The sequence below is a fragment of the Sphingomonas trueperi genome (assembly GCF_011927635.1).
Taxonomy (GTDB): domain Bacteria; phylum Pseudomonadota; class Alphaproteobacteria; order Sphingomonadales; family Sphingomonadaceae; genus Sphingomonas; species Sphingomonas trueperi.
The window spans coordinates 397,737-410,115 of record NZ_JAATJB010000002.1; the positions used below are offsets into that span (position 1 = coordinate 397,737).

The window sequence follows — 12,379 nt, forward strand, 5'->3', positions numbered from 1 at the left end:
TACGGCCAGGTATCCAAACTCGGGAGACGATCATGGCCGACACGGTCGAACTGAAGAAGCATTTCTGGTCCAAGCTGGCGGATAGCCCCTTCGTGATGGCGGGCCTGCAGGACGGCCAGCACAGCGAGCCGCTGACCGCGCAGCTCGACGAGGACCAGGTCGACACGATCTTCTTCTTCATCGGCAAGGACAACCGCATGGCCAAGGGCGGCGCGGCGATGCTCCAGTTCGTCTCCAAGGGGCACGACTTTTTCGCCTGCCTATCGGGAACGGCGCGCGTCGACAACGACTTCGCGATGATCGACAAGCTGTGGAACAGCCAGGTCGAAGCCTGGTTTCCGGGCGGCAAGCAGGACCCGAACCTCGCGCTGCTCCGCGTCGACATCGACGATGCCGAGCTGTGGGAGACGGACATGTCGCTCACCGGCAAGGTGAAGATGCTGTTCGGCGGCACGATCAAGTCGGACGAGACCGGCAGCCACGCCAAGGTCGAGACCACGGCGGAGCGCTGAGCCGAGATTGACCGCGCGACGCGGCTGGGCGATCCAGGGGCCATGGGTCCTTCGCTCGCTCACCGCGTCCGCACCGAGGCGCATGCCGTATGGCTCGCCATCCGCGATCCGCGTACGCCCCTGGCGGCGCGGATCGTTGGCATCCTGGTCGCGGCCTATGCGCTGTCGCCGATCGACCTGATCCCCGATTTCGTCCCCGTGCTCGGGCTGGTGGACGATGCCATCCTGATCCCGCTCGGCGTCTGGCTGTTCGAGCGGCTGATCCCGGCCGAGCAGTTTGCCGAGCACCGCGCGGCGGCCGAGGACGCGAGCCACCGGCCGGTGAGCTGGGGCGGGGTCGCGATCGTGTTGGGCGTCTGGGCGCTTCTGGCTTGGGGCGTGTGGAGCTGGCTGGTGACGAAATATGATTGAGGGGCGGTCAACCTCACCCCCTTCGTCATTCCGGCGAAAGCCGGAATCCATTGGCGTCACCGGATCGGCGCCTGCCGCAGCCTAATGGCGGATGGATCCCGGCTTTCGCCGGGATGACGGCTGAGAGTATGTGGCTGCTCCTCAGCGCTCGCCCTCTTCCTTGTCCACCCGCATCACGGGCGTCACGTCCGGATAGGGCATGATGATCCGCCCGTCGGGTGCCGCGGTGAAGGTGGTCTGGGTCGGATAGGGGATGCTGATCCCCTCTTCCGCCAGCTTGCGGACGATGGCGATGAGGATGCGGTCGCGCGTCGGGTGGCCCACGTCCCAGTTCCCGGTCGCAACCTCGGCGATCAGTTCATAGTCGATCGAGCTCGCGCCGAACCCCACAAAGCCGTTGCGCACCGCGGTCGCGCCGTTCGCCTCGACGATCTCCTTGAACATCTCCGGCAGCCGCTCGAGCTTCTCCGGCGGCGTCTCATAGGCCACGCCGATCTTGAACGGCAGGCGGATGCGGGTGCGATCGGTAAGGTTCTGCAGCTCCTTGTCGAGCAGCTGGCGGTTCGAGATGATGTGCATCTCGCCGTCGAACGAGCGGACGCGGGTGGACTTGAGGCCGATTTCGGCGACCGTGCCGCTGGTCTGGTCGAACTTGATGTTGTCGCCGACGCGGAAGGGGCGGGTGAACAGGATCGACAGCGCCGCGATCAGGTCTCCGAAGATGCCCTGCGCGGCAAGACCGATGGCGATGCCGCCGACGCCGAGACCGGCGACCAGGCCGGTCACGTTCACCCCGATATTGCCGAGCACCATCACCAGCGCGATCGCGAACAGCGCGATCGAGATCAGCAGCCGGATGATGCCGACGGCGCTCGCCAGGCTCTCGCTGGGGCTGTCACCGCGGGTGCGGTGCTCGATCAGCCCGAAGATCACCTCGCGAACCCAGATCGCCACCTGGAACGTCACTGCGATGGTGAACAGGAAGGTGATCGTCTTGTCGAGCAGCGGCGGCGTCTCGGCGACGTTCACCACCAGCCGGATCGCGGTCATCACGATGAAGAAATTGTTGGTGCGCGAAATCGTGCGGCCGAAGATCGTGTACCAGTTGGCGCCGTTGCCGTCGCTGTTGCGGCACAGCCGCATGCCCCAGGAGCGCAGCGTGTGGAGGAACAGCGCGATGCCGATCGCGATGCCGGTGGCGACCAGGATGCTCAGCCAATGGTCGGCGATCCAATCGGGCGTGTCGCCGATGAAGGCCTGGAGCTGGCGCTCGAAATGGGAGGGCTTTGCGCGTGCGGTGATCAGCATCTTTTCTCGTCAGGCTGCCTTGGCGGGCTGTTCGGCCGGATCGGTCTCCAGGAAGACGATCAGGCCGCGTTCGTAGCGGTCGAGGTACTGCGTCGTGCGGGGCAGGCGCAACCCGGCGCGGAACAGCGCCTGCCCCGGCTTGTCGCGCGCCAGCTCGATCAGCCGCGGATGGACATAGGATTTGCGGGCAATGGCGGGGGTGTTGCCCAGCGCCTCGGTTACGGGCTCAAGCAGGGTCTTGAGGCCGATGGGCTCGGGTGCCTCCGCCAGGGTGCGATAGGCGATCACGCTCGCCCCCCAGGTGCGGAAATGCTTGGCGCTGAAATGCTCGCCCATCGCCTCGCGGATATAGGCGTTGACGTCGCTGGACGTGACCGGATGCGCCTCGCCGGAATCGTCGATCCAGCGGAACAGGTTCTGCCCCGGCAGGTCCTGGCAGCGCTTGACGAAGCGGCTGAGCGACTTGTCGGTTACCGTCATCACCCGCAGCTTGCCCGACTTGGCGCGGAACTGGAGCTTGAGCGTGCCGCCGGCGACCTTCACGTGCCGCTTGCGCAGCGTGGTTGCGCCGAAGCTCTTGTTCTCCTGCGCATAAGTCTCGTTGCCGACGCGGATCGAGCCGAGGTCGAGCAGCCGGACGACGGCGGCGACGGCCTTGTCCTTGCACAGTCCGCGCAGGCGCAGATCGGATTCCACCTTGCGGCGCAGGCGCGGCAGGCGCTCGCCGAACATGCCGCAGCGATCGTACTTCGCCGCCTCCTGGGCCTCGCGGAAACCGGTGTGATAGCGATACTGCTTGCGGCCCTTCCCGTCATAGCCGGTCGCCTGGATATGGCCGTTGGGGTCGGGGCAGAACCAGGCATTCTCATAGGCGGGCGGCAGGCCGATCGCGTTCAGCCGGTCGATCACATCGCGGTCGGTGATGCGGGTGCCGTCCGCGTGGAAATAGCCCCAGCCGTGGCGCATCTTGCGCCGGGTGATGCCGGGGGCCTGGTCTTCGACATAGACGATCTCGGCGCTGTCCATCGCGGCTCCTTGGGGCAGAGCCCAGGGAAATGCGCCGCAGCAACAATTCGTTCCGGAACAAGGAAAGGGGGCTCCGGGTTGGCCCGGCATATTCCGAACGACGGGAAAGGATGCCCCCCATGGCCAATCTGCAGAATGCGCGCGTGCTGATGCTCGCCACCGACGGCTTCGAGGAATCGGAACTGTTCGAGCCGCGCCAGGCGCTGCTCGACGCCGGCGCGCAGGTGACGCTTGCCTCGATCAAGACCGATCCGATCACCGGCGAAAGCGGCGGCGAGAAGGGCAAGAGCATCACGCCGGACACGACGCTCGATCAGGTGGAACTCGATCAGTTCGATGCGCTGGTGCTGCCGGGCGGCGTCGGCAACCCGGACAAGCTGCGGATGAACGCGAAGGCGGTCGAGATCGCCCGCAGCTTCATGGATTCGAAGCGGCTGGTCGCGGCGATCTGCCATGCGCCGTGGCTGCTCGCCGAGGCCGATGTGGTCGCCGGTCGCCGGCTGACCAGCTGGCCCTCGATCCGCACCGATCTCGCCAATGCCGGCGCCGATGTGGTCGACGAGGAAGTGGTGAGCGACGGCAACCTCATCACCAGCCGCAAGCCCGACGATATCCCCGCGTTCAACCGTGCGGTGATCGCCGCGCTGGAAGACGTGACCGCCGCGGCCTGAACCCGAGCCGGTTGATCCAGCGCTGCGCGGGGCGCTCCACCAGCCGGTGGAGCGCCACCGACGCCGCAAGGACCAGCAGCAGGTAGCACGCCGCGAGCGGCCAGCCGATCGTCGCGGTGCGGACGAAGGCGAGCTTGAAGGCGAACCACAGCAGAAAATGGCTGAGATAGGTCGCGTAGCTGATCTCGCCGAGGCGGTGGAGCAGCGCGCCTTCGAGCGGATTGCTGCGCGCGCCGCTGCAGGCCAACGCGAGCAGCAGCGCAGCGAGCATCGCGGGCGCCGCAAGCGTCTCGGGCACCCCTACCGCCCACGCCGCTCCGAACATTGCGGCGACGGCGACGCCACCAAATCCAGCCAGATGGGAGTGCCACCGCTGCCAAAGGGCTTGGACCAGCGTGCCGGTCGCGAACTCCAGCAGGCAGCGTACGACTCCGAGATGCGGGATGTCCTGCCCCAATGTATCGGTACCGCGAAGCGCGAATGCCGCGGCCAGCGCCAGCAGGAGTGCCCCGATCGCGCCCAGAAGGGCGGGCGTGGCCCGGCGGCGCCAGTCGATCGCCATCGCCCAGAGCGGGAACAGCAGGTACGCCGCCAGCTCGCACGAGATCGACCAGGCGGGGTCGTTCCAGCGTAACGGTTCGGCGAAGCCCCAGGCCTGGACGAGCAGCAGATGTGGCGGCAGCTCGGCCAGAGGGAATTCGGGCGCCGCCCGGCCGCTTGCGCGCAGGACCACCAGCAGCAGGAGCGCAAAGCCGAGCATGACCGCGTGCAGTGGCCATATCCGTGCGACCCGTCCGCGCAGGAAGTCGGGCATCACGGCAATACCGCCGCTGCGCAGCCGCTCGCCATGGCGCAGCGCCAGCACGAAGCCCGAGAGCAGGAAGAAGAAGTCGACCGCAAGATAGCCCTTGGCGAGAACGGCCTCGACCGTAAGGGGCAGGTCCGCGAGCGCGCCGCGCAGATGGTAGAGCACCACCCACCACGCCGCGACGCCGCGCGCGGAGGTAAGCGCCCGCAGCTCTACCCGCCCGCTCATGCCGCGGCAGGGTGTGCCTTGCGCAGCGGCCTCCAATCCGCCGCTGCGCGCTTTCGGGCGCAATAGGTGTCGAGCCCGATCTGCGCGCCGATCAGCATGTAGATAAAGGGCTGGAAGGCGATCGCCACGAATGCCGCGCCCAGCAGATAGACGATGTGCCCGTTCTGGAGCGCGGCGGCGAGGGGCGCGATCCATGCCTCGTCGCCCTCGGCGCGCGCATAGCGGCGGCGCAGCACCTCCATGCGGAACAGGCCGGCGAGGTTGATCGCCAGCCACAGCGAAAGCCCCGGATAGCCCTGCTCGCCCAGCATCTCGAAATAGGCGCTGTGATAGGCGCGCGCCTTGTCGAGCTCGATCGAGCGATCGACCACCGCGACGCCGCCCTGGTCCTCCACCGCCACCTTCTCGTAGCGGATCTGGTTCTGGCGATAGGCTTCGAACCCGCCGCCCAGCGGGTGCTCGCGGGCATAGTCGATCGTCCATTGCCAGACGGCGAGGCGGGTGGAGGCGGAGGCGTCGCCCTGATAGGACTTGATCGTCCCCATCCGCTCGGTGAAGGCGGAGGGCAGGAAGGGCAGGGCGACGAGCGCCAGCGCCGCCACGCCGCCCAGATAGGGCAGTTTCTTCCGGCTATCCCGCAGCATCAGCAGCGCGACCAGCCCGATGCAGAGCAGCCCGGTGCGGGTCGAGGTGCCGATGGGGATCAGCAGGCAGGCGAAGCACAGGGCATAGGCGAAGGTCTTCGTCCGCCAGTCGGGCGCGAAGATCGTGCCGTGCCGGGTGAACCACAGGATCAGCGGCAGGATCGCGATCGCGACGGTGGAGATGGTGCTGCCCTCGTACAGCCCCGAATTGTTCGAGACCATCAGGTTGAGCTCGCCATAGCCGCCGCCGGAGATCAGCGTCTTGATCGCGCCGACGATGATGATCGAGCTGGCCGAAAGCACCATGAACAGCAGCAGCGCCTCGATCCGCAGCCGCGTGCGCAGGGTGAGCGGCAGGAAGGCGGCGAAGGCCAGCGCCTTCCACACCCAGTCCCATTTGTCCTTGGCTTCCACCGGGAAATCGGCGTGGAGCGTGGTGAACCAGCAATAGCCGATCAGCGCCACGATCAGCAGCTGGCGCGGCGCCACGCGCACGTCGCGCTTGTCGTCGAACAGTAGGAACCCGGCGAGCGCCAGCGCCGCCGCCATCGCCGAGATCGGCAAGGCGTTGAGCAGCAGATAAGTCAGCCGCTGGGGTGCGACGATGTCGATATAGGCGTAGACCAGCACGAACAGGAACGGCTTGCGAAAGCCGGTGCCGAAGAACGCCGCCAGGAACAGGACGAAGACATAGTCACGCACCGCGCTTGCCCCAGCGGCCGCGCTTCTTCTCCCTGGGTGCTGCGTCCTCGCGATCGAGGTCTGGCCGGCGGAGCAGCAGGAAGGCCGCGAGCAGCATCAGCCCATGGGTGAGCGCAAGCGATAGATTGTCGATCATCGGGCGGGCCGTTCCTTCCGCGCGATTCCTAGCGCAGGTGCAGTTGACGTGCCGTTAAGCGCGGCGTGGCATGCAGGCGACCATGCGAGTCCTCCATCTTCTGGATCATGGCCTGCCGCTCCACAGCGGCTATGCCTTTCGCACCCGGGCGATCCTGAAGGCGGAATTGGCGCGGGGCTGGGAGGTGGCGGCGGTGACCGGCCCACGGCACGGCCCCGCGCCCGACGACGAGGAAGTCGTCGATGGCCTGCGCTTCTTCCGCACCCGGCCGGTCGCAGCCAAGCTGCCCGGCCTCAGCGAGTGGCGCGAGATCGATGCCTTTGTGCAGCGTATTCACCAGGTGGTGAAAATTTTCCGCCCCGACGTGCTCCACGCCCACTCGCCGGTGCTCTGCGCGCTTGCCGGGCTGCGGGTGCGGCGCTGGAGCGGAGTGCCGCTGCTCTACGAGATCCGCGCCTTATGGGAGGATGCCGCGGTCGGCAACGGCACGGGACGCGAGGGGAGTCTGCGCTACCGCGTCACCAAGGCGCTGGAGACCCATGCCGTTCGCCAGGCCGATGCGGTGGCGGTGATCTGCGAAGGCCTGCGCGGCGACCTGATCGCGCGGGGCATCGATCCGGCCAAGATCGCGGTCTCTCCCAACGGCGTCGACATGGCGCTGTTCGGCGAGCCCGTACCGCAGGATGCCGGCCTCGCCGCCCAGCTGGGTCTGGAAGGTGCCGAGACGATCGGGTTCATCGGCAGCTTCTACGATTATGAGGGGCTCGACGTGCTTATCGCCGCGATGCCTGCGCTGGTCGCGGCACGTCCCGCGATGCAACTGCTGCTCGTCGGCGGCGGCCCCGCCGAGCCGGCGTGGCGCGCGCAAGCGGCTTCATCGCCCGTCGCGGAGCGCATCCATTTCCTCGGCCGGGTGCCGCACGAGGCAGTCGAGCGCTATTACAGCCTGATCGACGTGCTGGTCTATCCGCGCAAGAAGATGCGGCTCACCGACCTCGTCACCCCGCTCAAGCCGTTGGAAGCAATGGCGCAGCAGCGGCTGGTCGCGGCGTCCGACGTGGGCGGGCACCGCGAGCTGATCGAGGACGGCGTAACCGGCACCTTGTTTCCGGCAGATGACCCGGCGGCGCTCGCAAAAGCGCTTGAGAAAGTTTTTTGTATGCGCGATCAATGGGATGTGCGCAGAAAACAGGCTCGCGCATATATCGAGGCCGAGCGCAACTGGTTTGTAAATATTGCACGCTATGACGGTTTGTATGAAAACCTTGCCATAAAGATGGCATGAGAACCACGTGGTCGCACACGTATCGGGTGAACGCATGAAGCTGCCGCTCGTCCCCATTGCCGCCCTTTTGCTCGGCGGCGTATCGGCTCTGGCCGTGGCCGCGCTGCCGGCGGCAGGGCTGCATCTACCGATGATCGATGCGGGGGCGACGCCGCGAGGGGCTGCTCTCCCGACGCTGCTGTTTGCGGTTTCTGCCGCTGCGATCGGCGCGTTCACCGCGCGCTGGCGCGTACGCCGTTCGCGCGTGGCCGCTGCGCCGTGCGACCTGGACATGCTGCCAACCCCGGTCATCCGCCGCGCCGATGCGCATCCCGATGCCCGGCCGCGCCCGCCGCTGCGCGCCAGTTACGATCTCGATATGCCCGCCTGGGCGCAGCCCAAGGCTCCGGTCGAGCAGGAAGGTGCAACCGCGGAGCGCGACCTGCCCGTCGATCTCGACCAGCCGCTCGCCGCCTTCGACCCCACCGCGATCCCGGCCGTGCCGCTGCCGCCGCCCGTACCGCCGCGCCGCGAGCGCGCGGCGAGCGCTGGCCAGCGGACGCCGGCTGGCCGCGACCCCAGCGACCGGCTGGTCCGGCCTGAGACCGACGCCTCGGTGCACGCGCTGCTCGAACGGCTCGAGCGGGGCGTCGTCCGCCGCAACCAGGCGTCGCAGGTACGCGGCCGCGTGCGGGCCGATCGCGGGCTCGACGACGCTCTTGCGGCGCTGCGCAGCCTCGCCCGCCAGGCCTGACCCCGCCTCAGCACTCCTCGACGGTCAGCGCCTCGATACCGGCGCACACTACGCCGTCGGCCGTCTCCACCATCGTCACCTGCAGATCCGCGACGAGATGGCCGCTGATCGGCAGCTCCAGCTCGGGCAGCGCGACCAGCCAAGCCTTTGCGACGATGCTTTCGTCCAGTTCCAGCGTCAACCGATGCCGGGCGCCGCTGAAGGTGACGCTCGCCCACGGCACCCAGCTCGCCTCGACGATCCGCAACACGCAGCCCTCCACCGCCGCCGCCGCGATCAGCGCCCGTTCGAGCCGCGCGCCGACATCGCGCCGCCGCGCCGCCCGGGCTTCCATGCCGGCGGGGCGGCGAGGAACGCGCGCAGGCGGGCCGTCAGCGCCGGCCCCGGTACACGGCCCTGCCGCAGATCGCCGACCAGTCGCGGATCTCCCGCCGCCAAGCGCCCGAACCGCGTCGCCGGCATCCGCGTGCGTTCCAGGAACGCTTCGATTTCCCCATGCAAGGACACCCATGTCCTCCTCCTTCGACTCGGATGATCACGATATGTTCTCATCTGAACCTTGCGTAGGAAAAATCCTATGTGTAGGAAAGGGGGTATGGAAGCCGATGTGCAACGGGCAAATTTTGCGAAGCTGGTGGCCGCCAAGGGGGTGCGTCTCGCCACGCTCTCGCGCGTACTCGGGCGCAATCCGGCCTATCTGCAGCAATATCTGATGCGCGGTTCGCCGCGCGAACTGCCCGAGCGCGACCGGGCACGGCTGGCGGAGTATCTGGGCGTCGACGAGACACTGCTGGGCGGCCGGCCGCAGGCGGCGCTGGTCACGGTCCCGCGGATCGATCTGAGTGCGTCGGCCGGCCCCGGCGGCTGGGCGGAGGATGAAAGCGTGCAGGCCCCGTTCGCCTTTCCGCCATTCCTGCTGCGCCAGCTGGGGGTGCGCCCCGAAGCCGCGTCGATGGTGCGCGTGGCAGGCGATTCGATGGCGCCGACGCTGAACGATGGCGACGAGATCCTGGTCGACCGCGATCGCTGCCGGATCGATGCCCGCGGCATCTTCGTGCTGCGGGTGGAGGGCGAGCTGCTGGTCAAGCGGCTACGCCCGGCGGTGGGTGGCGTCGAGCTGGTCAGCGACAATCCCGCCTATCCGGTGCGGCTGGCGCGCGCAGGGCGCTTCCAGCTGGTCGGGCGGGTCGCCTGGCTCGGGCGGGCGCTGTGAGCGAGGACGACGACATCGCCGCGTTCATCCGCGAGCATCTGCCGGTCGTGCCGGTACCTGGCGTGCCCGAGCTGCGCCTGCACAAGGCCGGGCCGGCAAGCGGCGTGGGCCGGCTGGGCGATGCGGCGCCCTATTGGGCCTATTGGTGGGGCGGCGGGCTGGCGCTGGCGCGGTACGTTCTTGACCATCCGGCGCAGCTGGTGGGGCGCCGCGTGCTAGATCTCGGCGCGGGATCGGGGTTGCTCGGGATCGCCGCCGCGCGCGCGGGTGCGGCCAGGGTAACGGCCTCTGAGATCGACCCGCATGCGCGCGCTGCGATTGCGCTCAACGCGGCTCTCAATCAGGTCACGCTGGCGGAGATCGTTGGGGACCTCACCGCCGGCCCGACCCCCGAGGCCGAGCTGTTGCTCGTCGGCGACGTGTTCTACGCGCCCGAGGTGGCGGTACGCGTGACCGCCTTCCTCGATCGCTGCGTGGCGGCCGGCATCACGGTGCTGGTCGGCGACCCCTGGCGGTCGCCGCTGCCGATCGAGCGCCTGACGCTGCTGGCGCGCTACGACGTCGCCGAAACCGGCGTGGCCAGGCCTGCGGGGGTATTCGCCTATCGCGCCGGGTGAGGCCGGGCGCAGGGCGCCCCCGGCGTTCGCTTACCAGACGTGCACGCGTGCTGCGGGCGCGAGGTACAACGCGTCGCTCGGCTTCACGCCGAACGCCGTGTACCAGGCGTCCATGTTCCGGACGATGCCGTTGACGCGATACTTGTCCGGGCTGTGCGGATCGGAGAGCAGCTGTGCCCGCACCGCGCCTTCGCGGGCCTTGCCCTGCCAGCTGGCGGCATAAGCGAGGAAGAAGCGCTGGTCGCCGGTGAGGCCGTCCAGCACCTTTGGCTCGCCGTGGCGGGCGACATAGCGGCGATAGGCGGCATAGGCGACTTCAAGCCCGCCCAGATCGGCCAGGTTCTCGCCGAGGGTCAGCTGGCCCTTGATGTGGACGCCGGGGATCGGCTCATAGGCATCGAACTGCTTGACCAGCGCCTGGGCGTGCGCGGTGTAGCGTTCGGCCGCTTGCGGCGTCCACCAGTCGCGCAGCTTGCCGCTGGCGTCGAACTGGCGGCCCTCGTCGTCGAAGCCATGGCCCATTTCATGGCCGATCGTGGCGCCCGTCTCGCCATAGTTCACCGCCGGATCGGCGGCCGGATCGAAAAAGGGCGGCTGGAGCTGGGCGGCCGGGAAGGTCACCTGGTTCATCACCGGGTCGTAATAGGCGTTCACCGTCTGCGGCGTCATCTCCCACAGCGTGCGATCGACCGGCTTGCCGAGCCGCGACAGCTGCAGCTTCCACTCGAACTCGTCCGAGGCGAGGTCGTTCGCCAGCGGATCGGTGGCGCTGACCGGCATCGACGCATAATCGATATACTTGTCCGGATGGCCGATCCGCGGATCGAAGGCGGCAAGCTTGGCGAGCGCTTCCTTGCGGGTGGGCGCGTCCATCCAGGCAGCCGCCTTGATCTTGTCCGCATAGGCGGCGCGCAGATCCTCGACCAGCTCCTTCGACAGCGCCTCGGCGGCCGGGCCCCAATGGCGCTCGGCGTAGATCTTGCCGATCGCCTCCCCCAGCGCGCCGTTGACGACGCGGACGCCGCGCTTCCAGCGCTCCGACTGCGCCTGCACGTCGCGGAGGGTATGGCCGTAGAAGTCGAACTGCGCGGCGTCGAACGCCTTGGGCAGCACCGCGGCATGATCGCTGATGAAGCGGAAGCGCAGCCAGTCCTTCCAGGTGGCGAGCGGCACGTCGCCCAGCCGCTTGGCGGCGGCGGTGACGGCGGTCGTCTCGCGCACCACCACGGTCGGCATCCTGCCCAGGCCCTGATGGGCGAGCACCGCATCCCAGTCGAACTGGGGCGCCAGCCTGGCGAGCTGGGCGCGATCCATTGGGTTGTAGGTCTTCTGCGGGTCGCGGCGCGCCTCGGGCGTCCACTGGTCCTTGGCGAGGCTGGTCTCGAGCGCGAGGATCGCGTCGGCCTTGGCCTCTGCATCGGCAATGCCGGCCAGCTGCTGGATCTTGACGATATAGGCGCGGTAGGCCTTGCGGATCGTCTCGTACTTCTCGCCTGGAAGCAGATAATAGTCGCGGCTCGGCAGGCCCAGGCCCGCCTGGCCGGCCATCACGGTGTAGCGGGTAGGATCCTTCTCATCGGCAGAAATGCCGATGCCGATCGGGCTGGCATAGCCGTGGTCGGCCATCAGCAGTTCCAGCGAGCGGCGATCGTGCACGGCGTCGATGCGGGCGAGATACGGCTTGAGCGGCGCGGTGCCGCGCGCCTCGATCCCGGCTTCGTCCATGAAGGCGTGATAATAGGTCGCGACCTGCCGCAGCACCGGATCGCTGGGCGAGGGGCCGGCGTCCTCGATCAGCGTGCGCACCTCGATCTCGGTCTCGTCGGGCAGGTCGTAATTATAGCCGATCCGCGCCTTGTCGGCCGGGATCGGCGCATCGCGCAGCCAGCTGCCCAGCGCATAGGCGTAGAAATCGTCGCCTGGCTTCACGCCGCGATCCATGGTGGTGAGATCGACGCCCCAGGCGCCATATTTGGCCGTTGCGGCGGTCTGGGCGAGGGCGGGGGATGCGAGCAGGGAAGTACCGAGCAGCAGGGCTGCGAGACGCGGGAGGCGCATGAATCGGGTGTCCTCGAAGTGATCTAT

Annotated in this window: 15 protein-coding genes; 7 read left to right on the forward strand and 8 right to left on the reverse strand. The window is 68.1% G+C overall.

Annotated elements, in window-relative coordinates:
- Window positions 1-32: 32 nt before the first annotated feature.
- Together GGR89_RS05265 and GGR89_RS05270 are read left to right on the forward strand one after the other, a co-directional pair.
- A complete protein-coding gene (locus GGR89_RS05265) occupies window positions 33-512 on the forward strand; it encodes a pyridoxamine 5'-phosphate oxidase family protein (protein WP_125972765.1) in 480 nt (159 codons plus the stop codon).
- A 42-nt stretch (window positions 513-554) separates the two neighbouring features.
- Window positions 555-923 (forward strand): YkvA family protein, encoded by a 369-nt coding sequence (locus tag GGR89_RS05270; protein WP_125972763.1) that lies wholly within the window; start codon window positions 555-557, stop codon window positions 921-923.
- Between the two features lie 141 nt (window positions 924-1,064).
- On the opposite strand, the gene GGR89_RS05275 is transcribed toward GGR89_RS05270, so the two are convergent.
- Together GGR89_RS05275 and GGR89_RS05280 are read right to left on the reverse strand one after the other, a co-directional pair.
- Window positions 1,065-2,231: a mechanosensitive ion channel family protein gene (locus tag GGR89_RS05275; protein WP_125972761.1), complete on the reverse strand. Its 1,167-nt coding sequence runs from the start codon at window positions 2,229-2,231 to the stop codon at window positions 1,065-1,067.
- Between the two features lie 9 nt (window positions 2,232-2,240).
- Window positions 2,241-3,257, reverse strand: coding sequence for a DNA topoisomerase IB (locus GGR89_RS05280; RefSeq protein ID WP_125972759.1), 1,017 nt, complete (start codon window positions 3,255-3,257; stop codon window positions 2,241-2,243).
- A gap of 119 nt (window positions 3,258-3,376) precedes the next feature.
- On the opposite strand from GGR89_RS05280, the gene GGR89_RS05285 reads away from it, so the two are divergent.
- The gene (locus GGR89_RS05285) at window positions 3,377-3,928 is read left to right on the forward strand and encodes a type 1 glutamine amidotransferase domain-containing protein (RefSeq protein WP_125972757.1); all 552 of its coding nucleotides are present in this window, start codon (window positions 3,377-3,379) and stop codon (window positions 3,926-3,928) included.
- On the opposite strand, the gene GGR89_RS05290 is transcribed toward GGR89_RS05285, so the two are convergent.
- From GGR89_RS05290 to GGR89_RS05300, 3 genes are read right to left on the reverse strand one after another with little or no spacing between them, the layout of a single operon-like run.
- Window positions 3,879-4,964 (reverse strand): acyltransferase family protein, encoded by a 1,086-nt coding sequence (locus GGR89_RS05290; protein ID WP_125972755.1) that lies wholly within the window; start codon window positions 4,962-4,964, stop codon window positions 3,879-3,881. The genes GGR89_RS05285 and GGR89_RS05290 overlap by 50 nt on opposite strands.
- Entirely contained in the window at window positions 4,961-6,310 is a 1,350-nt protein-coding gene (locus GGR89_RS05295) for a putative O-glycosylation ligase, exosortase A system-associated (RefSeq protein ID WP_125972753.1), read from the reverse strand. The genes GGR89_RS05290 and GGR89_RS05295 overlap by 4 nt, the downstream gene beginning before the upstream one ends.
- Window positions 6,303-6,446, reverse strand: a complete 144-nt coding sequence (locus GGR89_RS05300; RefSeq protein ID WP_164521687.1) for a hypothetical protein — start codon at window positions 6,444-6,446, stop codon at window positions 6,303-6,305. Before GGR89_RS05300 ends, GGR89_RS05295 begins: the two co-directional genes overlap by 8 nt.
- Before the next feature lie 82 nt (window positions 6,447-6,528).
- Here GGR89_RS05300 and GGR89_RS05305 point away from each other — a divergent pair, with 82 nt between their 5' ends.
- Both GGR89_RS05305 and GGR89_RS05310 read left to right on the forward strand, forming a co-directional pair.
- Window positions 6,529-7,731 (forward strand): TIGR04063 family PEP-CTERM/XrtA system glycosyltransferase, encoded by a 1,203-nt coding sequence (locus tag GGR89_RS05305; RefSeq protein WP_125972751.1) that lies wholly within the window; start codon window positions 6,529-6,531, stop codon window positions 7,729-7,731.
- 34 nt (window positions 7,732-7,765) lie between these two features.
- Window positions 7,766-8,464 carry a hypothetical protein gene (locus tag GGR89_RS05310; protein ID WP_125972749.1) on the forward strand — a complete coding sequence of 233 codons (699 nt, stop codon included), beginning with the start codon at window positions 7,766-7,768 and terminating at the stop codon, window positions 8,462-8,464.
- A gap of 7 nt (window positions 8,465-8,471) precedes the next feature.
- Here GGR89_RS05310 and GGR89_RS05315 read toward each other — a convergent pair whose 3' ends face one another.
- Window positions 8,472-8,798 carry a hypothetical protein gene (locus GGR89_RS05315; protein WP_241217807.1) on the reverse strand — a complete coding sequence of 109 codons (327 nt, stop codon included), beginning with the start codon at window positions 8,796-8,798 and terminating at the stop codon, window positions 8,472-8,474.
- The gene (locus tag GGR89_RS05320; protein ID WP_342449832.1) at window positions 8,741-8,971 is read right to left on the reverse strand and encodes a hypothetical protein; all 231 of its coding nucleotides are present in this window, start codon (window positions 8,969-8,971) and stop codon (window positions 8,741-8,743) included. The genes GGR89_RS05315 and GGR89_RS05320 overlap by 58 nt, the downstream gene beginning before the upstream one ends.
- A gap of 88 nt (window positions 8,972-9,059) precedes the next feature.
- Here GGR89_RS05320 and GGR89_RS05325 point away from each other — a divergent pair, with 88 nt between their 5' ends.
- Both GGR89_RS05325 and GGR89_RS05330 read left to right on the forward strand, forming a co-directional pair.
- Complete coding sequence (locus GGR89_RS05325) at window positions 9,060-9,677, forward strand: S24 family peptidase (RefSeq protein ID WP_125972747.1); 618 nt, start codon at window positions 9,060-9,062, stop codon at window positions 9,675-9,677.
- Window positions 9,674-10,294: a class I SAM-dependent methyltransferase gene (locus tag GGR89_RS05330; RefSeq protein ID WP_125972745.1), complete on the forward strand. Its 621-nt coding sequence runs from the start codon at window positions 9,674-9,676 to the stop codon at window positions 10,292-10,294. Before GGR89_RS05325 ends, GGR89_RS05330 begins: the two co-directional genes overlap by 4 nt.
- A gap of 30 nt (window positions 10,295-10,324) precedes the next feature.
- Here GGR89_RS05330 and GGR89_RS05335 read toward each other — a convergent pair whose 3' ends face one another.
- Window positions 10,325-12,352, reverse strand: a complete 2,028-nt coding sequence (locus GGR89_RS05335; protein ID WP_125972743.1) for a M13 family metallopeptidase — start codon at window positions 12,350-12,352, stop codon at window positions 10,325-10,327.
- Window positions 12,353-12,379 lie beyond the last annotated feature (27 nt).

Excerpts from the sequence above, each read along its gene's own strand:
- GGR89_RS05290 (WP_125972755.1), bottom strand. The coding sequence starts at position 4,964 with ATGAGCGGGCGGGTAGAGCTGCGGGCGCTTACCTCCGCGCGCGGCGTC.
- GGR89_RS05315 (WP_241217807.1), bottom strand. The coding sequence starts at position 8,798 with ATGGAAGCCCGGGCGGCGCGGCGGCGCGATGTCGGCGCGCGGCTCGAA.
- GGR89_RS05305 (WP_125972751.1), top strand. The coding sequence starts at position 6,529 with ATGCGAGTCCTCCATCTTCTGGATCATGGCCTGCCGCTCCACAGCGGC.
- GGR89_RS05275 (WP_125972761.1), bottom strand. The coding sequence starts at position 2,231 with ATGCTGATCACCGCACGCGCAAAGCCCTCCCATTTCGAGCGCCAGCTC.
- GGR89_RS05265 (WP_125972765.1), top strand. The coding sequence starts at position 33 with ATGGCCGACACGGTCGAACTGAAGAAGCATTTCTGGTCCAAGCTGGCG.
- GGR89_RS05270 (WP_125972763.1), top strand. The coding sequence starts at position 555 with ATGGGTCCTTCGCTCGCTCACCGCGTCCGCACCGAGGCGCATGCCGTA.
- GGR89_RS05280 (WP_125972759.1), bottom strand. The coding sequence starts at position 3,257 with ATGGACAGCGCCGAGATCGTCTATGTCGAAGACCAGGCCCCCGGCATC.
- GGR89_RS05335 (WP_125972743.1), bottom strand. The coding sequence starts at position 12,352 with ATGCGCCTCCCGCGTCTCGCAGCCCTGCTGCTCGGTACTTCCCTGCTC.
- GGR89_RS05285 (WP_125972757.1), top strand. The coding sequence starts at position 3,377 with ATGGCCAATCTGCAGAATGCGCGCGTGCTGATGCTCGCCACCGACGGC.
- GGR89_RS05300 (WP_164521687.1), bottom strand. The coding sequence starts at position 6,446 with ATGATCGACAATCTATCGCTTGCGCTCACCCATGGGCTGATGCTGCTC.
- GGR89_RS05310 (WP_125972749.1), top strand. The coding sequence starts at position 7,766 with ATGAAGCTGCCGCTCGTCCCCATTGCCGCCCTTTTGCTCGGCGGCGTA.
- GGR89_RS05325 (WP_125972747.1), top strand. The coding sequence starts at position 9,060 with ATGGAAGCCGATGTGCAACGGGCAAATTTTGCGAAGCTGGTGGCCGCC.